This window comes from Microcoleus sp. AT9b-C3, assembly GCF_036705485.1.
Taxonomy (GTDB): Bacteria; Cyanobacteriota; Cyanobacteriia; order Cyanobacteriales; family Microcoleaceae; genus Microcoleus.
Window position 1 is genome coordinate 68,012 of sequence record NZ_JAUBUR010000021.1, and the last position, 22,034, is coordinate 90,045.

Annotated in this window: 25 protein-coding genes and 1 other RNA gene; 22 read left to right on the plus strand and 4 right to left on the minus strand. The window is 44.4% G+C overall.

Going from position 1 to position 22,034, the window contains the following annotated elements; translation table 11 throughout:
- Positions 1-180: 180 nt before the first annotated feature.
- Entirely contained in the window at positions 181-735 is a 555-nt protein-coding gene (locus QUB77_RS19175; protein WP_333176004.1) for a 2'-5' RNA ligase family protein, read from the minus strand.
- A 127-nt stretch (positions 736-862) separates the two neighbouring features.
- Here QUB77_RS19175 and QUB77_RS19180 point away from each other — a divergent pair, with 127 nt between their 5' ends.
- The 14 genes from QUB77_RS19180 to QUB77_RS19240 all read left to right on the plus strand — a co-directional run bounded on the left by QUB77_RS19180 (position 863) and on the right by QUB77_RS19240 (position 9,906).
- Positions 863-1,129 (plus strand): YciI family protein, encoded by a 267-nt coding sequence (locus QUB77_RS19180; RefSeq protein WP_006632991.1) that lies wholly within the window; start codon positions 863-865, stop codon positions 1,127-1,129.
- 23 nt (positions 1,130-1,152) lie between these two features.
- Positions 1,153-1,249: signal recognition particle sRNA small type (ffs, locus tag QUB77_RS19185), an RNA gene on the plus strand.
- A 23-nt stretch (positions 1,250-1,272) separates the two neighbouring features.
- On the plus strand, positions 1,273-1,653 hold the full coding sequence (locus tag QUB77_RS19190) for a phasin-related domain-containing protein (protein WP_333176002.1): 381 nt from the start codon (positions 1,273-1,275) through the stop codon (positions 1,651-1,653).
- A gap of 198 nt (positions 1,654-1,851) precedes the next feature.
- Positions 1,852-2,295 carry a hypothetical protein gene (locus tag QUB77_RS19195; RefSeq protein ID WP_333040709.1) on the plus strand — a complete coding sequence of 148 codons (444 nt, stop codon included), beginning with the start codon at positions 1,852-1,854 and terminating at the stop codon, positions 2,293-2,295.
- A 34-nt stretch (positions 2,296-2,329) separates the two neighbouring features.
- Positions 2,330-2,905: a Uma2 family endonuclease gene (locus QUB77_RS19200; protein WP_333176000.1), complete on the plus strand. Its 576-nt coding sequence runs from the start codon at positions 2,330-2,332 to the stop codon at positions 2,903-2,905.
- Between the two features lie 90 nt (positions 2,906-2,995).
- The gene (locus tag QUB77_RS19205) at positions 2,996-4,342 is read left to right on the plus strand and encodes a DNA phosphorothioation system restriction enzyme (protein WP_333066876.1); all 1,347 of its coding nucleotides are present in this window, start codon (positions 2,996-2,998) and stop codon (positions 4,340-4,342) included.
- Between the two features lie 85 nt (positions 4,343-4,427).
- Entirely contained in the window at positions 4,428-4,703 is a 276-nt protein-coding gene (locus QUB77_RS19210) for a hypothetical protein (RefSeq protein WP_333175998.1), read from the plus strand.
- Entirely contained in the window at positions 4,700-6,766 is a 2,067-nt protein-coding gene (locus tag QUB77_RS19215; protein ID WP_333175996.1) for an AAA family ATPase, read from the plus strand. The genes QUB77_RS19210 and QUB77_RS19215 overlap by 4 nt, the downstream gene beginning before the upstream one ends.
- The gene (locus QUB77_RS19220) at positions 6,756-7,412 is read left to right on the plus strand and encodes a Uma2 family endonuclease (RefSeq protein ID WP_333175994.1); all 657 of its coding nucleotides are present in this window, start codon (positions 6,756-6,758) and stop codon (positions 7,410-7,412) included. Before QUB77_RS19215 ends, QUB77_RS19220 begins: the two co-directional genes overlap by 11 nt.
- Positions 7,413-7,424: 12 nt before the next feature.
- Positions 7,425-7,745, plus strand: coding sequence for a nucleoside triphosphate pyrophosphohydrolase (locus QUB77_RS19225; RefSeq protein ID WP_333323312.1), 321 nt, complete (start codon positions 7,425-7,427; stop codon positions 7,743-7,745).
- 87 nt (positions 7,746-7,832) lie between these two features.
- Positions 7,833-8,303 carry a DNA phosphorothioation-associated protein 4 gene (locus QUB77_RS19230; RefSeq protein WP_333175990.1) on the plus strand — a complete coding sequence of 157 codons (471 nt, stop codon included), beginning with the start codon at positions 7,833-7,835 and terminating at the stop codon, positions 8,301-8,303.
- Positions 8,304-8,313: 10 nt separating this feature from the next.
- The gene (locus tag QUB77_RS19235; RefSeq protein ID WP_333175988.1) at positions 8,314-9,360 is read left to right on the plus strand and encodes an endonuclease/exonuclease/phosphatase family protein; all 1,047 of its coding nucleotides are present in this window, start codon (positions 8,314-8,316) and stop codon (positions 9,358-9,360) included.
- Positions 9,361-9,515: 155 nt separating this feature from the next.
- A complete protein-coding gene (locus QUB77_RS31815) occupies positions 9,516-9,704 on the plus strand; it encodes a DUF6888 family protein (protein WP_445251760.1) in 189 nt (62 codons plus the stop codon).
- A complete protein-coding gene (locus tag QUB77_RS19240) occupies positions 9,691-9,906 on the plus strand; it encodes a DUF6887 family protein (RefSeq protein ID WP_333077085.1) in 216 nt (71 codons plus the stop codon). The genes QUB77_RS31815 and QUB77_RS19240 overlap by 14 nt, the downstream gene beginning before the upstream one ends.
- Positions 9,907-9,968: 62 nt before the next feature.
- Here the strand turns inward: QUB77_RS19240 and QUB77_RS19245 are convergent, their stop codons facing one another.
- A complete protein-coding gene (locus QUB77_RS19245) occupies positions 9,969-11,561 on the minus strand; it encodes a DGQHR domain-containing protein (protein ID WP_333175986.1) in 1,593 nt (530 codons plus the stop codon).
- Positions 11,562-12,019: 458 nt separating this feature from the next.
- Between QUB77_RS19245 and dndB the strand changes: the two genes are divergently transcribed.
- The 4 genes from dndB to QUB77_RS19265 all read left to right on the plus strand — a co-directional run bounded on the left by dndB (position 12,020) and on the right by QUB77_RS19265 (position 16,695).
- Positions 12,020-13,132: a DNA sulfur modification protein DndB gene (dndB, locus tag QUB77_RS19250; RefSeq protein ID WP_333175983.1), complete on the plus strand. Its 1,113-nt coding sequence runs from the start codon at positions 12,020-12,022 to the stop codon at positions 13,130-13,132.
- 165 nt (positions 13,133-13,297) lie between these two features.
- Positions 13,298-14,266 (plus strand): HNH endonuclease, encoded by a 969-nt coding sequence (locus QUB77_RS19255; protein WP_333175981.1) that lies wholly within the window; start codon positions 13,298-13,300, stop codon positions 14,264-14,266.
- A gap of 22 nt (positions 14,267-14,288) precedes the next feature.
- Positions 14,289-16,004 (plus strand): DNA phosphorothioation system sulfurtransferase DndC, encoded by a 1,716-nt coding sequence (dndC, locus tag QUB77_RS19260; protein ID WP_333175979.1) that lies wholly within the window; start codon positions 14,289-14,291, stop codon positions 16,002-16,004.
- Between the two features lie 127 nt (positions 16,005-16,131).
- The gene (locus QUB77_RS19265; RefSeq protein WP_333175977.1) at positions 16,132-16,695 is read left to right on the plus strand and encodes a GxxExxY protein; all 564 of its coding nucleotides are present in this window, start codon (positions 16,132-16,134) and stop codon (positions 16,693-16,695) included.
- A 160-nt stretch (positions 16,696-16,855) separates the two neighbouring features.
- On the opposite strand, the gene QUB77_RS19270 is transcribed toward QUB77_RS19265, so the two are convergent.
- Positions 16,856-17,047: a hypothetical protein gene (locus QUB77_RS19270; RefSeq protein WP_333175975.1), complete on the minus strand. Its 192-nt coding sequence runs from the start codon at positions 17,045-17,047 to the stop codon at positions 16,856-16,858.
- 21 nt (positions 17,048-17,068) lie between these two features.
- Between QUB77_RS19270 and dndD the strand changes: the two genes are divergently transcribed.
- From dndD to dndE, 3 genes are all read left to right on the plus strand, one after another.
- Positions 17,069-19,066 carry a DNA sulfur modification protein DndD gene (dndD, locus tag QUB77_RS19275; protein WP_333175973.1) on the plus strand — a complete coding sequence of 666 codons (1,998 nt, stop codon included), beginning with the start codon at positions 17,069-17,071 and terminating at the stop codon, positions 19,064-19,066.
- Between the two features lie 203 nt (positions 19,067-19,269).
- Complete coding sequence (locus QUB77_RS19280; RefSeq protein ID WP_333040677.1) at positions 19,270-19,659, plus strand: GxxExxY protein; 390 nt, start codon at positions 19,270-19,272, stop codon at positions 19,657-19,659.
- Between the two features lie 81 nt (positions 19,660-19,740).
- Positions 19,741-20,142, plus strand: a complete 402-nt coding sequence (gene dndE / locus QUB77_RS19285) for a DNA sulfur modification protein DndE (protein ID WP_333175971.1) — start codon at positions 19,741-19,743, stop codon at positions 20,140-20,142.
- 62 nt (positions 20,143-20,204) lie between these two features.
- On the opposite strand, the gene thiD is transcribed toward dndE, so the two are convergent.
- Complete coding sequence (gene thiD / locus QUB77_RS19290) at positions 20,205-21,014, minus strand: bifunctional hydroxymethylpyrimidine kinase/phosphomethylpyrimidine kinase (RefSeq protein ID WP_333175969.1); 810 nt, start codon at positions 21,012-21,014, stop codon at positions 20,205-20,207.
- A gap of 152 nt (positions 21,015-21,166) precedes the next feature.
- Between thiD and QUB77_RS19295 the strand changes: the two genes are divergently transcribed.
- Entirely contained in the window at positions 21,167-21,946 is a 780-nt protein-coding gene (locus tag QUB77_RS19295) for an MBL fold metallo-hydrolase (RefSeq protein WP_333175966.1), read from the plus strand.
- The last annotated feature ends 88 nt before the right edge of the window (positions 21,947-22,034 follow it).

Below are 22,034 nucleotides of genomic sequence, written 5' to 3' on the forward strand. Positions count from 1 at the left end.
CACCACGGATGAATCCGGGGCTTGTATCCTTGATGCTTTCGGTAAGTTGTGACTGGCTTGAATTTTCAACAGGTTTGTAGTGAGGAAATGATATTTATCAGGATTCGCTAATAAAAAAAACTGGGAAAACGAACCGCGAAGACGCCAAGTCCGCGAAGGAAGAGAAAGAAGAGAGAGAGTTTAGGCCGAAAGCGGGAAGTGTTTGCTGATGTTCCAACGGCTGCCGTCGTGAAGCAGTAAAGTTAACGCGGAAGCGGTAAACTCAAAGTGGAGCGATCGCCCGGAGAATTCCAACCAAGCCGTTTGAAAATTCTCCTTAGTTAAATCGCGAAAGGCTACTGTCATGTGCGGTACAAATGGGCGAGTCTGAGAAACTCGATCGACTATTCCCAAAGTTGCCTCCATATAACTCATCAAATCTTTGTGAATCTCCAGTAATTCCGGCGATTTGACAACATCAGCGTAAATGACGCGCGGCGCGAAAGCAGCAAAACCGGATAGAGTAACGGGGATTTGCAGCCGATTTGCAGAAAACTGGTTCAAACTTTCCTCTAATTTGGGAACATCCTCCGCTAACGAGTGAAAAGGAGGTTGCAGCGTGATGTGCGGCGGCGAATTCAAAGCACTACGGCTGTTGTAGTGTTCCGCAAAATATAGTTTAATCTCAGTAATGTGCTGTTGAATATCGTCCGGCGGCACTAGGGCAATAAAAAATCGCTGTTTTGACGGGTTCATAGGATACCATCGCAGTGAGGAAGAAATGGCGGAGTATGGAAAATCGAGTATTTACTCAAGGCTTGTACCAAAAACTCCATTCCCAATCTACAATCCAAAATCCAAAATCTAAAATCTAAAATTTAAAATGCCTTGGTTTGTCAAAATTGAGCAAGGAATTGTCGAAAAGCCTGTCTTTGACCAATACGTGCCAGCTCACAGAGCTTATGTCCGAGAGTTGATTTCTAAAGGACACCGAGCGAAAACTGGCTACTGGGGGCGGCGGGGCGGCGGTATGTTGCTGTTTGAGGCGGGTTCGATGGATGAGGCGAAGGCGATCGTCGCTGAAGACCCGCTGGTCAAGAACGGTTGCGTTATTTATGAAATTTATCACTGGTGTGTGGTTGAAGAATAAATAACTGTGTTATACTCATTTATGAACTGGACCCACGCGATTCCAACGCCCAAATCTTGTCAGGACCGGAAGGTAGCAGCAACACGGGATGCTTGTAATAGGCGTGGTCTCCGGTTCACCCAGTTTTATGAGGTGTAGCTCCTATGCCTGGTTTTGGAGATATTTTACAAAAAGCAGTTTACCTTGGTGTCGGGCTAGCTTCTTACGCTGGTGAAAAAGCTGGCAGCAAGTTAACTGAATTACGCACTGAAGCCCAAAAGCTGGCAGACGAATTAGTCAAGCGTGGCGAGATGTCAACGGAAGAAGCTCGCCGCTTTGTTGATGACATGGTGCAACAGGCTCAGCAGCAGCCCCCCGTAGCATCGGCTGGGAACGAAAAACCCGCTGAACCTCGGCGGATTGAAATTGTTTCTGAGGAAGAAGATGTCTCGGCAAAAGAGGCTAAAGAGACAGGCGGCGTAGACAAGCTCCGCGAACAGGTACAGAATTTACAAGAGGAATTGCGGCGGTTGAAGCGCGATTAAGCAGGAAAAAGCTCGCTCAGCAAAGCATGAAGGGAACTCAGGATAATAATCTTGAGTTCCCTTTTTGAATATCTCCCCTGTCAGATGTGGACGGATATCAGGCAATAGGTAATAGAATTGAAAGTAGGTGCGATCGCTTCGCATGAGGCTGGCTGCACTTGTCTGTAAAATATTTTGTAATAGCCAACTGTCAAATTCATGGAAGATTGGTCTAAAGATTTTTTCGGAGCAATGGAAAATGCTGTTTCTGAAGTAGAGCATTTTTTCAGCGAAATGGGCGAAGAGTTTGTCGAAATGCTGGACGTTTTGGCAAAAATGTCGGAAGAGTTTACAGAACAAGTACAAAATAATCTGATTAATGACATTGACGGTTATTTCAATGAATTTGACGGTTTATTGAATGAATTTATCGAACCGATAATTGAAATTTGCCGCGACTTCGACCCGCAATTTGATGAGATAGATTTGTCGATGGTTACTTATGTAGACCCTTCGCCGACGCAGCAGCCGGCTTGTCGCGGTTGTCGCAACTATCACGGTCAAGTTTACGGGGGAAATTTGTTGGTTTGTGCGATGCACCCTACTGGTGTGGAATCGGAGAGTTGTGCTGATTGGGAAACAGACGGCGATGCAGATTTTTGATGGCCCAGTTGAGTTGTTGAGGGGTTAATGGCTTATGGTAACGTCAATTCAGTCTCCGTCAAAGATTTCTCTGGAAGAGTTTCTGCTATTGCCAGAGACTAAGCCGGCTAGCGAGTATGTTGACGGTCAAATTTATCAAAAAGATATGCCGCAAGGAAAACACAGCACGTTACAAACTCGTTTTGGGAATAGAATTAATCAGGTGGGAGAACCGCAAAAGTTAGCTTTTGCTTTTTCAGAATTGCGTTGCACTTTTGGGGGACGTTCTATTGTTCCAGATATAGCAGTGTTTGAGTGGTCGCGCATTCTTCTCAATGCTAAGGGAGAAGTAGAAAACAGGTTTGAAATTGTGCCGGATTGGACAATTGAGATTTTATCGCCGGAGCAAAATCCAACTCGGGTCATTAATAATATTTTGTTTTGCTTAAATCACGATGCTAAACTAGGTTGGTTGATTGACCCGGCAGAAAAATTAGTTCTTGTTTTTAAACCGCAGCAGCAACCAGAGGCGAAAGAGAATCAGGATATTTTACCTGTGCTTGATGTGCTGTCGGGTTTGCAAATGTCGGCGGCGGATTTGTTTGGGCTGTTAAGTTTCGATCGCCCGTGAGCTACAGTTGAGTATAGGGAATTTTGCATCTAACGGCATTTAAAGGTGAATCGCTCAACGGCTAATAATTCGCAATTTGGATTTCCGAAAATGCCGCCATCGCTGCAATTGCGACAGTATCAGCGAGTGGCGGTTGCTAATTGGTTTGCGAATCAAGGACGCGGTACGCTGAAGATGGCGACGGGTAGCGGCAAGACGATTACTGCACTGGCGATCGCCACTGAATTATACAATAAAATTAACCTGCAAGTCCTGCTCGTAATTTGCCCTTACTGCCACCTGGTGAATCAGTGGGCGCGCGAATCGGAGAAATTTGGTTTAAAACCTATTTTGGCTTTTGATAGCGCCCGCAGTTGGCAGAATAAGCTGGCTGCGGGTTTGTATGAAGTGCGTTCTGGCGAGCGAGCATTTCTCACAATCATCACTACCAATGCTACCTTAATGGGAGATAGTTTGCGATCGCAACTGCGCTATTTCCCAGAAAAAACCCTGATTATTGGAGACGAAGTTCACAACTTAGGCGCGCCCCGTTTAGGAGAAAGTTTGCCGCGCAATATTGGACTGCGACTCGCCCTTTCCGCCACCCCAGAAAGGCATTTCGACGAACAAGGAACCGAAGCTATTTTAGATTATTTCGGCCCGGTTTTGCAGCCGGAACTCACCTTAGCCGACGCCATCCGCCAAAAAGCATTAGTACATTATTTATACTATCCAATTTTAGTAGAATTGACAGAAGCCGAAACCCGCAAGTATTCCCGCTTAACTCAAAAAATTGGCTGGGCGCTTTGGGGCGATGAAAAAGTAGAAGAAAATGATGCTTTAACAACTTTATTAATGCAGCGAGCCCGGTTGATTGGGGCTGCGGCTAATAAATTAACAGCTTTGCGAGAATTAATGATTCACCGTCTCGACACTGCCCACACTTTATTTTACTGCGGCGACGGTGCGATCGAAGGAGGTGCGCGCCGAAATAATAACCGCCAACTAACAGAAACCGCGAAGTTATTGGGTTCAGAATTAGGCTACCGAGTTAACACTTATACTGCAGCAACTCCTTTAGCAGAAAGAGAACGATTGCGCCAGCAATTTGAGAGTGGAGAATTGCAAGGTTTGGTAGCGATTCGGTGTTTGGATGAAGGCGTTGATATTCCAGCAATTCGCAATGCTGTAATTTTAGCAAGCAGCAGCAATCCGCGCCAGTTTATTCAGCGCCGGGGACGCATTTTGCGGCCACATCCGGGGAAGGAAAGGGCAACTTTATTTGACATGATAGTTTTGCCTCCTGATTTGGGCAGAGAAACCTTAGAAGTCGAGCGCAATTTGCTGCGAAAAGAGTTGAAGCGGTTCTTGGAATTTGCCGATTTAGCCGACAATGCGGGCGAAGCTAGAGTCAAATTGCTGCAACTTCAGAAGCGTTACGGGCTATTAGATATTTGACATTTATTAAGGTTCGGTTTATGTTTGAGAATATAGAATTATTCGATCCCAGTTTGAGTTGCTAGTTTTTAATATTTGAAAAAAAATGACTGAAAATCTGCATGAAAATCTGATTATGGCATTTAGATATGAAGATAGTGCGATCGCAGCCGTACCGACAAGCATTTTAGCAGAAAAGCGTTCTTCTTATCAAACTCATCAAGAATTCAGCGACGTACAGGAACCTATTACTAGCGCGCCACCGGAAGTGCGACAAATTATTGAGCGGGTATTGGAAATTGAAAAAGATAAGTTGTACATGAGAGCTCCCCGCCACATTAACGATGACATTTTAAAAATCATTAAGGAAGCAATTGTATGAAGTTAATCTCAATTACTCTGTGCAACTTTCGTCAGTTTTACGGCAAAAGCCCCGAAATTAAACTAGCTTGGGGTCGGCAAAATATTACAGTAATTCACGGTAATAACGGCGCTGGAAAAACGGCATTGATGAATGCCTTTACGTGGGTACTTTACGGACAATTTAGCGCGGCTTTTGCGGCGGAAGAACAATTAGTAAACAAGCGCGCTCTGGCTGAGGCGGAAATGGGAAAAGCCGTAGGTTGTTGGGCGGAAATTGTGTTTGAGCATGACAGCACGCGCTACCAAGCAAAACGCATATGTCGTGCTTATAAAAGTGAAAATACTGTAGAACATGGCAAGGCTGAATTGTTTCTGAATGTAGCAAAAGATAACGGTCTCTGGCTGAAGCCGGATCAGCATCCTGATGATATTATCGGGAGGATTTTGCCGGAAAGTTTACATAAATATTTCTTTTTTGATGGGGAGCGAATCGAGCAAATTGTCCGCTATGACAAGAAGGCAGAAATTGCGGAAGCTACTAAGGAGTTGCTGGGGGTGGAAGTGTTGAATCGCTCGATCCGGCATTTACTAGAAGCAAAAAAATCTCTAGAGACAGATTTAAATATAATTGGTAATGCTGAAACGAAGAAACTTTTAAAAGATAAGCAAAAACTTGAGCAAGAAGCTGAGCAACTTGCGAGCAGACAAGTAGAAATCGAGCGGGAATTGGCGAACCAAGGGGAGTTAAAAAAAGCCGTTAATGGTAACTTGTTGGAACTTAGCGGTGCTGCAGATTTACAAAAGTTGCGAGACGAATTGGAACTGCAAAAAAGTTTATTGAAGCAACAAATTGTACAGGCTACAGATGCTCTAAAACGAGCAATATCGGTGCGCGGGTACGCCGTTTTTCTGTCAGATGCGGCGGCTGAATTTCAAGTAATAGTAGGAGGTTTGCGGGAAGGTGGCTCGTTGCTTTCGGGGATTCAGCGACCGTTTTTGGAAGAGTTATTAGCACAGCAGCGGTGTATCTGCGGTGCGGAATTAGTGGAGGGTTCTGAGTCTCGCCAACAGGTTAGCGGTTGGGTTGATAAAGCGGGAGTTGGGGATGTGGAAGAAACAACTATTCGGATTAGCGATCGCGTAAATGAAATTGATAGGCAAGTGACTGATTTTTGGGATGAAATTGACCGACAGCAAGGCAATATCAGCCGCGACAGAACCGAACTTTCTCGCGTGGAAACGCAGTTAGACGATATTCACAACAAGCTGCGAAATTTTCCTGACGGCGATGTCAGCCGCTTGCAAAAGCGCTTGGATGAAATTGAGGTAAAAATTGGCGATTTGCACCGGGAAACAGGCTCTAACCAGCAGCAGATTGAGAGTTTGAAGGCGTCGATCGCGAATCTCGACAAGCAAATCGACAAGCAGCAACTGAATGAGCAAAGGCAAGTATTAGCCCAGCGCCGGATTGCTGCGACTCAGGATGCGATCGATCGCCTAACTGAAGTGCGATCGCGCTTAGAAAAACAGTTTTGTTCTCAGTTGGAAAAGCGGGTGCAAGATATTTTCAGTCAAATTTCTTTTACTCCTTATATCCCCAAGTTGAGCGATAAATACGAACTGACGCTAGTAGAAAACACGTCGGGCAAAGAATCTTTAGTTGCAGCCTCTACGGGAGAAAATCAAATTCTCAGCTTATCGTTTATCGGCGGAATTATTGAGGGCGTGCGTGAGTGGAGTCAAAAAAATACTTTGATGGGCCCGGATAGCAGTACCTTTCCAATTGTGATGGATTCTCCCTTTGGCAGTTTGGACGAGATTTATCGCAAGCAAATTGCAAATAAGCTGCCGAAGTTGGCGAATCAATTGGTAGTTTTGGTAACTAAAACTCAGTGGCGCGGAGAAGTTGCTCAAGAGATGGAAAGTTGCACCGGCAGGGAATACGTGCTCGTGTACAATTCTCCGAAAGCTGATTGTGAAGAAGATGCGATCGAACTTAGCGGGACGCGCTATCCTTTAGTTAGGCGCAGTCCAAATGAATTTGAATATACAGAAATTGTAGAGGTGGATTATGACTTCTAATTCGGCAATTACGCAAGTTTTGGAAACGGATATTTGGGTGAAGGCGACGTGGGAAGAGTTTCTCGCCTTCGCTGACGATTCAGCATGGGAAAAGGGCAACTTTTATTACTATCAAGAACACATGAGGGTAGAAATGTCACCAGTAGGGCCATTGCACGGTAGCGATAATTCGATTGTTTCCTATGTGGTTATTCTGTTTGCTACGTTGAGAAATATCCGAGTAGTTCAGTTTGCAAATACCAGTTTTCGCAAAGCAGGTATCCGCGAGTTTCAACCCGATCTAGCTTACTACATCGGTTCAGATTTGAGAGTGCCTCCTAAAGACAGCAATTCACCTGTTAATTTGGATCAATACGATCCGCCTAATTTGGTAATAGAAATTGGTGCATCTTCTTGGAATGATGATTTAGGCAGTAAGCGGTTGCTTTATGAAGACGCAGGAATTAGCGAATATTGGGTGGATCGTGCGAATACGCAGGAGGTTTTTGCGTTTGTGATTAATGGCGGAGGTAGCGGGAGAATTCAAGAGTCGCGGGTTTTGCCGGGGCTGGAAATCCGGTTAGTTGAGGAAGCTTTGAACCGGAGTCAAACGCAAGATGATGGGGAAATTAATCGCTGGTTGATTCAAACTTTTAGTCAAGGTTGAAGGGAGTTGGACGTGGAAAAAGAGTATCATAAGTTGGTGCGCGATCGCATTCCTGAAATTATTCGCCAAAGTGGGAATGAATGCGAGGTTGTAATTTTGTCGGAGGCAGAATACCGTCAAGCTTTGCGGCAGAAATTGATTGAAGAAGCGAGGGAAGCGGCGGCGGCTGATGAGGAAGATTTGGTGGCGGAATTGGCGGATTTGTATGAGGTGATAGATGCGGTGATGACCAGTTTTGGTATTTCGGGCGATCGACTTTTAGCCGAACAAACGAAGTGGCGGGAAGCCAGAGGAGGTTTTGCCCAAAAAATTATGTTATTGCGGACATTCTGAAAAATATCTGCGTTAATCTGTGTTTATCTGCCTCAAATCTGCGGTTACTCTATCAAATTACTCACTTTAAATTACATATTAATCCCAATGGCTGCTAACAAAATTAGAATTGCTAAAGATAAAGCCGATTTAGTCAAATCCTTAACTTTATCGGATAACAACTCCGCGCCATTTCAGACTTACGCCGATGTCATCGCCTTTGCTGCAGCGTTGGGAAATCAGCGGAAAAAACGATCGCCCTTGGGTGAAATTTCTAAACGAGAACCGGGGGCGATAGATGTTGATATCTTTGTATCCAGGGGTTACGATATGGCGATTAAGTTAATTGCGATCGCCGAAACCAAAAATCCTCAAATTCTCTCCCATCTCGACGAAAAATTGGAAGCAGAACGCTTGCAAATTTTTGAAGAATATGCTAATGGTGGACTGGAAATTTTGCGCGAAGAGTTGCGGGGCGCGGCGGATTATACCGATCGCCTTTTGTTGGTTTTGGTTTCTGAAAGAGACAACCAACATCGGTCAAATGAAGAATTCGATTTAAGCAAGTTTTTATTTTAATAGGTTCCCAATGAAGCACATCCCAAAAGATATAATCAAGAGATTCTTAAAGCAAGCTGCAAAATTTCTTGCTTACAGTTACTCAGCATTTATTATCTGCTATTTCCTTCTCAAACTAATTTTTTGGGATAGAATAGGAATTATTGCCTTAATTAGCACTTTTAGCCCCTTAATTTTCTTCCCTACTTTCCTGCTTCCCATCATCGGATTTTTAATCATCAAAAAAAGATGGTTCACTGTTATTTCTGCGATCGCCTGCATTCTCCTCATAAGTTGGCTGCACATTAAATACTTTAGCCCAAAACCAATAAACATCACAAATTCGCAGCCCAGCATCAAAGTTTTATCTCATAACCTCAGTTGGTATAAAACTCAGTCACCAACTTTAGTTAAACTGATTCAGCAGCAACAACCAGATATTATATTTTTACAAGAAATCGTTCAAAAACATACCGAAAGAGCTTTCACCTGGTTAAAAACGGACTACCCCTATCAAATTGGCACTCACCCTGTAGGAATTCTCAGTAAATATCCAATTGTATCGAGCGAAATACTGCACTTAGCCGGCCATCCAGAAACGCAGCAGCGGGCAATTATTAAATTTAACGAACAAGAAGTAGTGATTTACAATATGCAAGCTACCGGGCCGTGGTTGAAAATATCTAAAAAATGGGGTTTTCTCAAAGTTCCAGTTTACAAATATGACAAACGATCGCCTGAAATTCAAGACTTAGTGCAGCGAGTTGAGCGAGAAACTCTGCCAGTAATTGTCGCGGGCGATTTTAATATGACAGACGAAACTCAAGACTATGACAGGGTGCAGAAAGTCATGCAAGATTCTTTCCGAAAATCTGGATGGGGGTTTGGTTTTACCTGGCCTCACGGTTGGGAACTTAAATTCTTGGTAAAAAGGTCGAATTGGAGATTAAATTATCCCGTTTTCCGGATTGATTATATTTGGTATTCCAAGCACTGGGGTGCTAAATCGAGTTCGGTTTTGGAGGCAACCGAGTCCGATCATTTGCCTGTAGCAGCCGAACTTATTTTGTTGGAATAAAGCGATATATTGTATGTAAATTGATAGGTAAACTTGGGTGCATTCTCAATATGTAGTAGTATTGGAAAGAGAAAAATTGCTAAAGGCGATGATACAAATATGCAGTTTTCCTTGACTTATGTGTTAAGATAAATATTAGGTTGAGTGATTGACAAATGCCTACTGCTGCCCAGCTAGAGAGTTTATATCGCATCAGTTATCAACTGACCTACACGATGCTTCAGCCTATACATCTGATTTGTGTTGACGATCGCACTCATAACGTATACATATTGGCTGGGTACGATGAAGAGCTTGAGTTCCAAATTTTACCCAATGGGGAGTTTGCTGATGAGCCAAGTTAACTATAACGCCATGTCGAATACTGAATTGAAACAGTATTTTCTTAAACATCGTGGAAATCGAGCCGCTTTTCAGGCGTACTTGGACAGAATCAATCAGCATCCGCTGAGGATTATTGCAAGTCCCGGCGATCCAGATTTTGATGAGAAAGTTCAAGCCGCAATTCGCCGCAAGTTAGAAGCGACAAGAAATCGCAGCACTTGAATGAAGCTAGGGATACGGCACTGCCGTATCCTGTATTTCCTCATACTCGATCCAAGAAAAACTTAGCTCAGCACTGGTGGCAATCCTACCTCTTGCGGCTGCACAAACCGGCCATTAAAACTAATAGCTTTATCCTCAAAAGTCCTCGCTTCCGCTACCGCTTGCCGCAAATGAGCTCGCTCCATATCGTCCTGAATTCCCCCCACCAAATATACAATTAACTTCGTCGCTAAATCCTTTCCAGAAACTAGCACTCGCTTTTTATTCGGATCGTACAAAATCCCGTACCAGGCAGACTCAGGATTGTCCATGTGGCTAAATCCTTCATCGACATCGAATCTGCGGAGTTTGTCGAAAATAGATTTCAGGGAAAGTTTCTTTCTAAATACTAGAATTCCCAAAGCATTAGCTAAAGCAATTTGACCCACTGGACGGAACAAAATATTTCCCTCGCCCCCTGGTTTCTCAAAACTAAATCGGCGCAATTCGGCCGTTTCTTCGCCGCTTTCAATTCTTTGATAGCTGGGTAAAGTTGCTAAATGATCGAACAATTTTTTAAACTCTTCAATTCCCTCTTTCAGTTCTTCATCTTCGGGACGCATGGGAATTAAACCTTTTCGTTCCGGCTTCCAATGGGGGAATTTGTATTCTAAATACCGTTCGGACATATCTTGCAGCGCTTGCAATGTGGTTAACACAGTTGATTTTGCTGCGACTGTGGCGCTGTCCCAGTTGACGCGGGGGTTTCTGTCATCTTGTTCTTTTAATAAGGGATGGGTGACGGCAATTTTTCGGGCTGCGATCGCAAATCCGTTGTCCTCGTTCAATAATGCTAGCTGGCCCTGACTCAGCGTTACGGCCATTAGGTTAACGTGCACAAAGATCGATCGCACGCGCCGTTGTGCTTGCTGTCGCGTTTCCCCCGCTACCGCCGCCGGGATAAACTCAATTCCGATTTTTTCGTGAGCTAATTTATACACTGTTTCGGGGTTGATTTGATACTCTTCTGCTAAATCTTCCAGAGTAATTGCAGCGCCGACAGGTTTTTTATTTTTGTTGTATCTTTGCAGGATTCCGGTTTTAATTAAACTCATTAAACCTTGAACTCCCATCAGCCGATGCTGACCGTCTAAGGCAAAAATTGAGACTTCTTTAGAAACATTCAAAAGCCCTAAGTTCTCGTTTTTATCAAAGGATGTAAATTCAGTCGCGGATTTTGTTGCTACGCCATTTTTATCCCATTCCTCGGCGTGAGGATTGTCTACCCACGGGGGACTGACGACTACTAAAACTGCGGGAAATTTGTGCGATTTTCGGGCTGCTAAATATTGAGTTAGGGTGGCTTGGCGCGACCAATCTAAGGGACGCTGGATAATTTCGTCAATGGTTTCGTCGTCGCGGACGATGTTGTTGGTTTGGAGGTCGAATTTTTGGCGGAAAAGCGGCATCTGGGAGGCGAAACGGACGCGAGAGTCTAACCATTCTAGGGTGACTGAACCGATGTATGCTTCAGTGTTTCCCATCTGGGTTTTTTGTACGAAAATGCGATCGTCCTTTCCTAAATAATTATCTAATAAAAGTGCGATTTCCTGTCTGTCGCTATTTTCTTTTTCTAAAATCTTACTAGCGAGGTCATCCGCTGGGTGGGTAGTCATCGGCGGTTTTTATATAAGTAGGCTATTTTTTAAAAAAATATCATTAGTTAAACTTTATGTCAACTCTTGTTTTTTAAAAAGTTTCGTGAAATACTTAAAATACTAATAATTTCAACCTGACATATCATTTAATGTTTTATTTGTCAATAGCTGAGGGGCGATCGGGCTTGATGCAGATGCGTCTGGGTCTCACGCGCCACCGTCTGAGTCCGCCAGGGGTTGAAAACCCGCCACCATCGGGACCCGCCAGGGGTTGAAACCCCTGTCTCATAGCAAAAGTCCTCTGAAGAGGACTGAATATGGATCAATTTCGAGGTTTATGTTTAGTCGGTTTTAACCGACTTTCGCTATGAGACGGGGGTTTCAACCCCCGGCGGAATATCGGGGAAGCGAGTGAATTGACGATGGCACTTGCCCCTGATTTCTTCATACTTCGCACCTGCAACCAACAAAAAAATATGTCTACTCCTTCCTTTGAATACATTTTGCCGGTCATCCGGGGAATTCAAGCGGGCCGTGAATATTACGTGTCGATGTGTCCGGTGCGTTTTTTGCCGAAATTGTTTCCCTTTGAATCTGAAGATTTGCCGCCGTCTATGCGGGCGAAACGCGCGCTTAACAAAGCTAGGATTCCCGAAATTTCTGATTATTTTGTCAAGAATCCTACAAATTATACTTGTGGGGCAATTGCTGCTTCGATTGATGCGGATATTAGTTTTGAAGCAGTGGGAAATGAGGCGGAGGAAAGGAAAATCGGTCGCTTGCGGGTGCCGATGGATGCTAAGTTTACTATTAATGACGGACAGCATCGGCGCGCGGCTTTTGAGATGGCTTTGAGGGAAAATCCGCAGTTGGGATATGAGACGGTGGCGCTGATTTTGTTTCTCGATATTGGGTTGGAAAAATCGCAGCAGATGTTTGCTGATTTGAATAATTTTCAAGTTCCTTTGGAGTCGTCGCTAAGTGTACTTTACAACCACCGGGACGATCGGGCTTTTGTGGTGAAGGCTGTTGTTAAGCAGGTTGAGGTTTTCCGGTGTTTGACTGAGATGGAGAGGGGGAGTTTGAACGGGCGATCGCACAAATTGTTTACGCTGAGTGCGATCGATCGTGCGATCGTGGCTTTGCTGTCCAACATCCACAGCAGCAAACACGCGAAACCCTCTCGTTACCGCGCCACAAAACAGGAAAAAGAGGAAGAACTTACTCAGCAAATACAACAGGCGGTTAGTTATTGGAATGCGGTTTGCAGTTTTATTCCAGATTGGCAATTAGTTCTGCACAAGCAAGTTGCGGCGGGGGAAATGCGCCGGGATTCCGTGCACTGTCACAGTGTTGTGCTTGAGAGTTTGGGGGAAGTTGGGGCGGCTTTGCTGTCGGTTTTTCCCGATCGTTGGGAGGAACGTTTGAGCCTTTTGCAGCAGGTTGATTGGTCGATTTCTAATCCTGATTGGGAGGGAGGGATTTTGTTGAAAGGGGGGATTTCTAAGTCGAGGGCGAGTGTTAACTGGATGACTGATTATTTGAAGGCAAGGTTGGGTTTGGAAAGCGCAAGTGCACGCGGAGAGTGATATGATTATCTCCGGTTTATATTGGGGAATTACTTTTTAGTTTGCTGACACTGCTTAAATTGTCGGGTAATTGGGTTATGGTTGTGCCATTGTGTGCTTAACCATCTGTTGAAAATAGTGTAAAATTTGAATTGGGATTGTAGGGAATTATAACGGGGGCACAAAATGACTAGGGGAGAAGAGTCCCAAAATAAGAATTTAGCTTATTATCGCAAATGTTTTGCGGAGCTTAATGTAAGCCGTACACGCCAACGGGGTAACGCTCATCATAAGCCAATATTACTATTATCAATCATCGACCTAATTGCTCAAGGAATAATTAAGGACAATAAAATTTATGTTTCAGATGATTTGGTTAAAACATTTAACAAGTATTGGGATGTCTTAGGTTCTGACTCTCACCAGCGTGGTTTGCACTATCCATTTTGGCATTTGGAAAGCGATGGATTCTGGCATAACACACTTAAGTCTGGATTTAATGGTTCAAAACCTAAAACAACTAACAAGCTAAGAGAAGCTGTAGAATACGGGAGTTGGGATAATGAATTATTCAATTTACTTCAAGACCCAAATTCTCGCTCGGAATTAATAGATACACTGGTAGCTGTATGGTTTTCATCAAATAAGGATGATCTCGGAGATATCTTGCAAGTTAATCAAGACTTTGAAAATGTTACCCAGACAGAAATAGAAATATTAGCCCTAGCAGGGAATCTTGACACAGAACCGAGGTTCTATTTAACAAAGTCGGCTGTTAGAAATGCTGTTTTTAGGAAAGCCGTAGTACATACATATGATTACAAATGTGCATTTTGTCGATTAAAAGTTACCAGGAATATAACTCAAAATATTGTAGATGGCTCACATATTAAGCCATTTTCAAAGTTTTATGACAATCAAATTAATAATGGGATATCTTTGTGTAAAAATCATCATTGGGCTTTTGACCAGGGTTGGTTTGCTATAGATGACAATTACAGAATTATCGTCGCTAATGACTTAGAAGAGGAATCCCCCAATGCCAGAACTATGAAAGATTTTCATAGTGAAACTATTCTCCTGCCAACTTCAGACCAATATCTACCAAGACTTGAATCCCTAGAGTGGCATCGGCTGAATGTATTTAGAGCTTAATTACTTAACTGAGGTTGAAGACATGACAGAAACAATGCTACCACTTTTTCCACCCCGTACCGTTAGGGACTTAGTGGAAGAAATAAAAAAATTAAGTCAAGAAATTAGAGATTTATATTGTTTAGATGATATTCCGTGGGTGGTAGGATATTCAGGAGGAAAAGATAGCACTACTGTAGTGCAGCTTATCTGGTATGCAATAGCAGAATTACCACCTGAAAAAAAAACGAAAAAAATCTATGTAATCACAACAGATACACTGGTAGAAAACCCGATTGTTTCTGCTTGGGTACGTCAGTCATTGAAACAGATGAATTCTGCTGCTATAGAGCAGCATATCCCAATAGAACCTCATATGCTTTATCCCGATGTCAAAGATACTTTCTGGGTAAACTTGATGGGAAAAGGCTACCCAGCACCGAGACATGGATTTCGCTGGTGTACTGAACGCCTGAAAATCCTTCCTTCTAATCGGTTTGTTCGTGATGTAGTGAGAATCAATGGAGAAGTGATTCTGATCCTGGGTACTCGCAAGGCTGAAAGTATTAAACGCGCTGTTTCAATGGAGAAACATGAAATAGGTCGAATGAGTGACCGTCTCAATGATAATTCTAGTTCCATTAAATCTCTGCTTTATCAGAGTCCTAGTCTCCCTAATTCCCTAATTTATAGTCCGATTGAAGATTGGCGAACTGATGAAGTCTGGATTTATCTGAATCAGTGGCCTAATCCTTGGGAAAATAGCAACAAAGATTTATTTACCATGTATCGAGGTGCAACAGCAGACAATGAATGTCCTTTAGTTGTCGATACTTCTACTCCTAGCTGCGGCAGTTCTCGCTTTGGGTGCTGGGTTTGCACAATGGTAAGCCAAGATAAATCAATGGAGGCAATGATTCAAAACGATGAGGAAAAAGAATGGATGCAGCCTCTCCTCGATATTCGCAACGAATTAGACATAAAAGACGATCGCCCAAAAAGAGACTTCCGCCGCATCTACGGTAGAGTAGAACTGTTTGAACGCAACATGGGCGACGACACAACCTCCGTCGAACCCATCCCAGGGCCCTACACCAAATTCTGGCGGGAACACTGGCTGAGACGTGTCTTGGAAGCACAAACCCAAATCCGCAAAACCGCACCCATAGAAATGCGCGACATCACCTTAATTACCCCAGAAGAACTTAGCGAAATCCGCCGAATTTGGCTGGAAGAAAAACACGAATTTGACGACAGTTTGCCCCGGATTTACGAAGAAGTCACGGGCGAACCTTTTGAAGATTCCCGTCCCGCCGCCGAAAGAAAACTCCTAGGTAGCGACGAATGGGCTGCGATCGAAGAGATTTGCAGCGAGGACAAAATGCACCTCGAATTGATGGCAAAACTCCTGGATACAGAACGCCAATACTACACAAAACCCCGCCGTACAGGCATTTACGCGGATTTGGACAAATGCTTTGAAACCAGTTCGCGATCGAAGGAAGAAGCGATTGGCAACGCCCACTACCAACGCAATTTAAAAAAAGCGGTGGAAGATATTAAAGCAAATCCGACGGAAAACATTCAGCAATTCAAAGATGCGATCGCCCAAACCAACAGTTCCGCCAAAAACGATACCGTTGATATTGCCAAACTTAAAGAAGAACTCGAAAGCAACAGCAATCAAAGTAGGCAGCTATCTTGGGCAGACATCAAATTTTCACCGCCCCATTCAGGAGAGGAAAATAGCAAAGATTAGCACGCAACCGCCTGCGGTTAAACCCCAAAATTGTTGACAGCCACTCCGTGCGATCGCATATAATGGTTGTCAACTAACCCCAGCATTATCAAACCCTCATCGTTTAAATTACCAAATTTTTACGACCATGATAGATCCTAATATTCCCCATCAGGATATGACATACAGCATCATCGGATGTGCAATGAGAGTACACCGGAGGACGCAAAAAGGTTTAAGAGAAAAACATTACCAAAGATCCTTTGATGCAGAAATGCTTGAATCTGGAATTACCACAGAAATGGAATATCCCAAACAAATTTACGACGGTCAAGTTTGGATGGGAATCCTCTATCTAGACCATTGGGTCAATGAATGTATTGTAGTAGAGGATAAAGCCGTAAATTATCCAATGACCGACAAAGATAAAGCTCAAATAATAGCTTACCTAGCAGCTACAGGATCGCAAGTAGGTTTATTTATAAACTTTGGACGCAGCAAATTAGAATATCACCGCATCCTCCCACCAAAATCTGTACAAGGTTGGCAGAAACACATTCAACCATACTTGTGGACGCCGAAAACAAGTGGCAGGGGTTGGACAAGAGGAAGTTCAGGAACCTATGAAGAAACAGATGCGGAACTCCCCTTACCTCCCAGCATTGCGCCCCGGAACCAGGAGGAAGATTCAACAGATGTAATTGATTGGTAGCAAGGGGGGGTGGTTAGCAACGGATTTTGTAACGGATGTAACGGATGATTAGCAACGTATTTTGTAAAGGATTTAACGGATAATTAGTCACTGATTAATTATCAAATCTAATTCCTTCCTAATATGTTCCCACCAACCAGCAACCCATCCGTTACATCCGCTACAAAATCCGCTGCCGAACCCCCCACCAACCAGCAACCCATCCGTTAAATCCGTTACAAAATCCGCTGCCGAACCGCCCCCCCACCAACAACCCATCCGTTAAATCCGTTACAAAATCCGCTGCCGAACCCCCCACCAACAACCCATCCGTTAAATCCGCTACAAAATCCGCTGCCGAACCCCCCACCAACCAACAACATCTACATCTACAATGCAATTCCTCGAACTCGTCCTCAAAAACTTCGGCCCATATTCCGGCATCCAAACCATCAATCTCCGCCCCGAAAAAGACGGAAATCCCTGCCCAGTCATTTTATTTGGCGGCATGAATGGCGGCGGCAAAACCACCCTCATGGACTCCATTCGCCTCGCCCTCTACGGTGGCCGCGCCCAATGTTCCACCAGAGGCAATTTAAGCTACAGCGACTTTCTCAATCAATGCGTCAACCGCCACACACCCCCATTAGAAGATACCCGCGTCGAACTAACATTTGAACAAGTCCAAGACGACAAATTAGCTCAATTCAAAATAGTTAGATACTGGAAAAAAGCCGACATCAAAGATAACTTAAGCATTCTCATATACAGCGAAATAGTCAGCGATTGGTGGTCAGACAAAGCAATTACTAACACCTGGGACGAATACATCGAAACCCTTTTGCCCGTCGGAATATCCAACCTATTTCTGTTTGACGGCGAACAAGTAAAAGAACTCGCCGAACTCGAAACACCGCCAGAGTTTGTCGTCGGGGCGATTAAATCTCTTTTAGGTTTAGAATTAGCCGAACGCCTCGCCGTCGATTTAGAAATATTAGCCGGCCGCAAGCGGAAAGAAATTGCTGGCAAAAAAGACTTGGCTGCTTTAGAGAAAATCGAAGAAACTTTTAAGAAAATTACTGAGGAAATAGACGTAGCTAAGCAAGAACAAGCCAGCTTTAAAAACGAGTTAGACAAAGCTCAAAAAAATCAGCAACAAGCATCAGAAAAGTTTATTTATGAAGGCGGGAAAATTGCAGCCGATCGCAGTCAGCTAGACAGCAAGCTAAACGACTACAGAAATCAGGCAGACAAAAGCCGTCAAGCCATGATGGAATTGGCATCAAATACACTACCACTAGCCTTAATTTCGCCCTTGCTAAGTGAAGCAAAAAATCAAGCAGAAACAGAAGCCAGCCAGCAGCAAGCAAAGATTGCCCAAAATGTTATCAAACAAAGAAGCGATCGCCTCCTCAACTACATCGCGGAAATCTCATTAAATCCCCAACAGCTAGATAAAATTCAAGAGTTCATCCGCCAAGAAAACCAAGAACTCGAACAGCAAGCGGGAACAGACGTTCCGCCCTGGATGAACGCCGACAACAACAGCATCCAGCAACTAGAAAACCTCCTTAGCTACCAAATCAAAGCCCAACAAATCCTAGCCAACGACCAAATAGAAGAAATCAAAAGTATCGAAGCAGAAATCGACTTTACAGACAGACAACTCGCAGCCGCCGCTTCCCCCGAAGCCTACGAAAAACTAGAAGAAGAGGTTAGGAAAGCCCAAAAAGCAGTCGCTATCGCAGCCGCAGCCTGTGAATCAGCCAACCGCCGCGTCGATGAATTAGAGAGAGAATTAGCCAAAAACCAAAAAGAACTAGAAAACTACAGCAGCGAATTCATCACCATCAGAAACAGCCAACACGTCATCGCCTCCATCGCCAAAGCCCAAGCTACCCTGAAACTCTTTAAAGAAAAACTCACCCTCAAAAAACTCAACAAACTCGAAATAGAAATTACCGACTGTTTCCGCTACCTGTTGCACAAAACTGACCTCGTGCACAGAGTTGCGATCGACACTCAAACATTTAGCCTCTCCATTTACGATCCAGAAGGCAAACCGGTACCCAAACACCGACTTTCAGCCGGGGAAAAACAATTGCTGGCGATCGCCTTTTTGTGGGGATTAGCCCGAGTATCCGGGAGACAATTGCCAGTGGCGATCGACACACCCTTGGGCCGCCTCGACTCCTCCCACAGAAACAACCTAGTCGAACGCTATTTCCCCTCGGCCAGCCACCAAGTCATCCTGCTTTCTACCGACACGGAAATTAGAAAAGTAGAATACGAAAAACTCCAAGAATTAGAGGCGATCGCCCACAGCTACCTCCTCAAATACGACTCCGCCAAACACCAAACTACCGTCGAAAAAGGTTACTTCTGGGAATGAACCGCAGATGAGGGCAGATGAACACGGATGAACGCAGATTGGATGAGATGGGATGGGGATTTTTGGTATAGTTTGGGATGTGGGATTTTTTTAACCGCAGATGAGGGCAGATGAACACGGATAAACGCAGATTGGATTGGATGGCATGGGGATTTTTGGTATAGTTTTGGATGTGGGATTTTTTTAACCGCAGATGAGGGCAGATGAACACGGATGAACGCAGATTGGAATTGAATGGGATTACGGAAAAAATTATTGGTTGTGCTTTTAAGGTAGGAAATACTTTAGGTTGTGGGTTTTTGGAGCAAGTTTATCAGAATTCTTTGGTTTATGAACTTCGCAAAACAGGAATGCTGGTTGAACCTCAGTTTGTAATTTATGTCCATTATGAAGATATAATCGTTGGGAAATTCGTACCAGATGTGTTGGTGGAAAGATCCGTGCTTGTAGAACTCAAAGCTATCAAATCACTGGGGGAAAGAGAAATGGCACAGTGTCTAAATGTCATAAAAGCTACAAAACTAACCGTCTGCTTGCTCATCAACTTCGGCAACCCTAAAGTTGAAATTCAACGAATAGTCAATAATTTTTAAACCGCAGATACAATCTCATGCTATTATCTGCGTTCATCCGTATTCATCTGCCCTCATCGGCGGTAACAAAATTATCAACCTATGGAACCACCAATCGATCGCATCCGCCTCTCTCAAACCGGCAAAGACCAACTATCAAAACTCAAACGATCGACCAAAATCGATCAGTGGAATATTCTCTGCAGGTGGGGATTTTGCCGATCGCTCGCCGAACCCAGCATCCCATCCCCAGTACCAATTCCCAGCGACAGCAACGTCGAATTAAGCTGGGATGTCTTCGGCGGCGACATGGCCGATATCTTGATAATTGCCCTCAAGCAGCGGTGTCACCAAGACAATTTAGGCACAGAAAAAGAAACTCTAGCCAAACAGTTTCGCCTGCACTTGCACCGAGGGATTGGTTATTTGGCCGGCGATCCGAATATTAAGAAAATCGAAGACTTGGTGGCGATCGCTCTATCGCCTGAGAAATTAAGAAATTAAACGAACCGCGAAGACGCAAAGGACGCGAAGGAAGAAGGGAAAAGAAGGGATGAGTTCACAATTTACTTCAGTAAAAGCGGGAAAAAATGACCTACTGGCCCTTGACCTTCCCCAATATCCAAAGCATATTTGAGAGCAGTAGTCACATAATCCTTAGCCAATGTCACCGCTGTAAATAAATCTTTACCTAATGCTAAATTAGCGGCGATAGCAGCACTCAAAGTACAACCAGTCCCGTGAGTATTCCCAGTATCAATATTTTCAGTCTTCAACACATCCAACCGCGTACCGTCAAACCAAACATCAATTCCCCGCAAATCCCCCTTCATCCCGCCACCTTTCACCAAAACCGCCTTCGCCCCTAAACTGTGAATTTTCTCCGCAGCCGATCGCATATCATCCACAGAATCAATCTCGAAACCGCTCAAAATTTGAGCTTCAAAGCGATTCGGAGTCACGACAGCAGCCATTGGAATCAAAACATCCCGCAAAAAGGCGATCGCCCCCTCATCAATCAATCGATCGCCCGATCGTGAAACCATCACCGGATCGACAACCAAATTCCCTATTCCCAAAGCTTCCACCTGTGAAGCCACCGCCGCCATAATTTCCCGATTCAGCAGCATCCCAGTCTTCACAGCATCCACCCCAATATCCCCAACTACCGCCTCAATTTGAGCCGCCACAGCCTCCGCAGACAAAGCATCCACCCGCGTCACCCCCAAAGTATTTTGAGCCGTCACGCAAGTCAAAGCACTCGTACCGTGCACACAGTGAAACGCAAAAGTCCGCAAATCCGCCTGAATTCCGGCCCCGCCACCACTATCGGAACCAGCCACAGTCAAAGCCACAGGAATCTTCGATTTAATCATCTTTTTTCAACCGCAGATAAACGCCCATTTTCCCCAGACACATCCCATCTTATCCGCGTTCATCAGCGCTCATCCGCCCTCATCTGCGGTTAAAATTCCCAAACAAAATTAGCTATGATTAAACTAATTGTAAAGAATTATTGCAAACAACTGTGAAAATCACCCGAATCGACCTCAACTCTTGGATCTTCCACATCGCAGGCCAAACCATCCTCGTCGATCCCTGGCTGGTCGATCCCCTGGTATTTTACGGTCAACCCTGGCTGTTCACCGCCTACCACAACACCCCCGTAACCTTCACTCCCAGCACCTTACCGCCGATCGACCTCATCCTGATTTCCCAAGGATTAGACGACCACTGTCACAAACAAACACTTGAACAGCTCGATCGCACAATTCCCGCGATCGCCTCACCCAGCGCCGCCAAAGTCCTCAGCAGTTTAGGATACACTAATATCACATCTTTAGCAAATTGGCAAGAGTTAAAATTTAAAGAAAAGTTACAAATTACCGCCGTACCCGGAGCCGAAATCGGGCCCGGACAAGAAGAAAACGGCTACTTGCTCAAAGATTTAAGCAGGGGCGAGACACTTTATTACGAACCGCACCTGCCACCATTAGAAAAAGTCAAACAGAAAATAGACACAGTAGACGTAGCCATCGCCCCAGTCATCGGTCAAATCTTCCCATTCCTCGGACAAGTCATCATCGGCCCTTCGGAAGCCCTCAGCCTCGCCCAAACACTCAAACCTCGGTTTTTCCTGCCTACAGCGGCGGGAGACATCCGAGCCACAGGCATTTTACCAATGTTAGTGCGATCGATCGGCAGCATCCCCGAATTTCGCGATTTACTCGCAAAATCCGGCCTCTCCACCCAACTCCTCGAACCCGAACCAGGCCAAACCCTAGAAATTTTAGATTTTAGATTTTAGATTTTAGATTTTCGATTTTCGATTTTCTAGATTGGAGATTTTAGATTTTAGATTTTCGATTGGAGATTCAATCCAAAATCCCAAATCC

Bases quoted from the DNA above. Each gene is read 5' to 3' on its own strand.
- QUB77_RS19190 (WP_333176002.1), top strand. From the start codon at position 1,273: ATGCCTGGTTTTGGAGATATTTTACAAAAAGCAGTTTACCTTGGTGTC.
- QUB77_RS19240 (WP_333077085.1), top strand. From the start codon at position 9,691: ATGAGCCAAGTTAACTATAACGCCATGTCGAATACTGAATTGAAACAG.
- QUB77_RS19195 (WP_333040709.1), top strand. From the start codon at position 1,852: ATGGAAGATTGGTCTAAAGATTTTTTCGGAGCAATGGAAAATGCTGTT.
- QUB77_RS19200 (WP_333176000.1), top strand. From the start codon at position 2,330: ATGGTAACGTCAATTCAGTCTCCGTCAAAGATTTCTCTGGAAGAGTTT.
- QUB77_RS19245 (WP_333175986.1), bottom strand. From the start codon at position 11,561: ATGACTACCCACCCAGCGGATGACCTCGCTAGTAAGATTTTAGAAAAA.
- QUB77_RS19210 (WP_333175998.1), top strand. From the start codon at position 4,428: ATGACTGAAAATCTGCATGAAAATCTGATTATGGCATTTAGATATGAA.
- QUB77_RS19265 (WP_333175977.1), top strand. From the start codon at position 16,132: ATGATAGATCCTAATATTCCCCATCAGGATATGACATACAGCATCATC.
- QUB77_RS19215 (WP_333175996.1), top strand. From the start codon at position 4,700: ATGAAGTTAATCTCAATTACTCTGTGCAACTTTCGTCAGTTTTACGGC.
- dndC (WP_333175979.1), top strand. From the start codon at position 14,289: ATGACAGAAACAATGCTACCACTTTTTCCACCCCGTACCGTTAGGGAC.
- QUB77_RS19180 (WP_006632991.1), top strand. From the start codon at position 863: ATGCCTTGGTTTGTCAAAATTGAGCAAGGAATTGTCGAAAAGCCTGTC.
- dndD (WP_333175973.1), top strand. From the start codon at position 17,069: ATGCAATTCCTCGAACTCGTCCTCAAAAACTTCGGCCCATATTCCGGC.
- QUB77_RS19230 (WP_333175990.1), top strand. From the start codon at position 7,833: ATGGCTGCTAACAAAATTAGAATTGCTAAAGATAAAGCCGATTTAGTC.
- QUB77_RS19175 (WP_333176004.1), bottom strand. From the start codon at position 735: ATGAACCCGTCAAAACAGCGATTTTTTATTGCCCTAGTGCCGCCGGAC.
- QUB77_RS19220 (WP_333175994.1), top strand. From the start codon at position 6,756: ATGACTTCTAATTCGGCAATTACGCAAGTTTTGGAAACGGATATTTGG.
- QUB77_RS19255 (WP_333175981.1), top strand. From the start codon at position 13,298: ATGACTAGGGGAGAAGAGTCCCAAAATAAGAATTTAGCTTATTATCGC.
- dndB (WP_333175983.1), top strand. From the start codon at position 12,020: ATGTCTACTCCTTCCTTTGAATACATTTTGCCGGTCATCCGGGGAATT.
- thiD (WP_333175969.1), bottom strand. From the start codon at position 21,014: ATGATTAAATCGAAGATTCCTGTGGCTTTGACTGTGGCTGGTTCCGAT.
- QUB77_RS19235 (WP_333175988.1), top strand. From the start codon at position 8,314: ATGAAGCACATCCCAAAAGATATAATCAAGAGATTCTTAAAGCAAGCT.
- QUB77_RS31815 (WP_445251760.1), top strand. From the start codon at position 9,516: ATGCCTACTGCTGCCCAGCTAGAGAGTTTATATCGCATCAGTTATCAA.
- QUB77_RS19205 (WP_333066876.1), top strand. From the start codon at position 2,996: ATGCCGCCATCGCTGCAATTGCGACAGTATCAGCGAGTGGCGGTTGCT.
- QUB77_RS19280 (WP_333040677.1), top strand. From the start codon at position 19,270: ATGAACACGGATGAACGCAGATTGGAATTGAATGGGATTACGGAAAAA.
- dndE (WP_333175971.1), top strand. From the start codon at position 19,741: ATGGAACCACCAATCGATCGCATCCGCCTCTCTCAAACCGGCAAAGAC.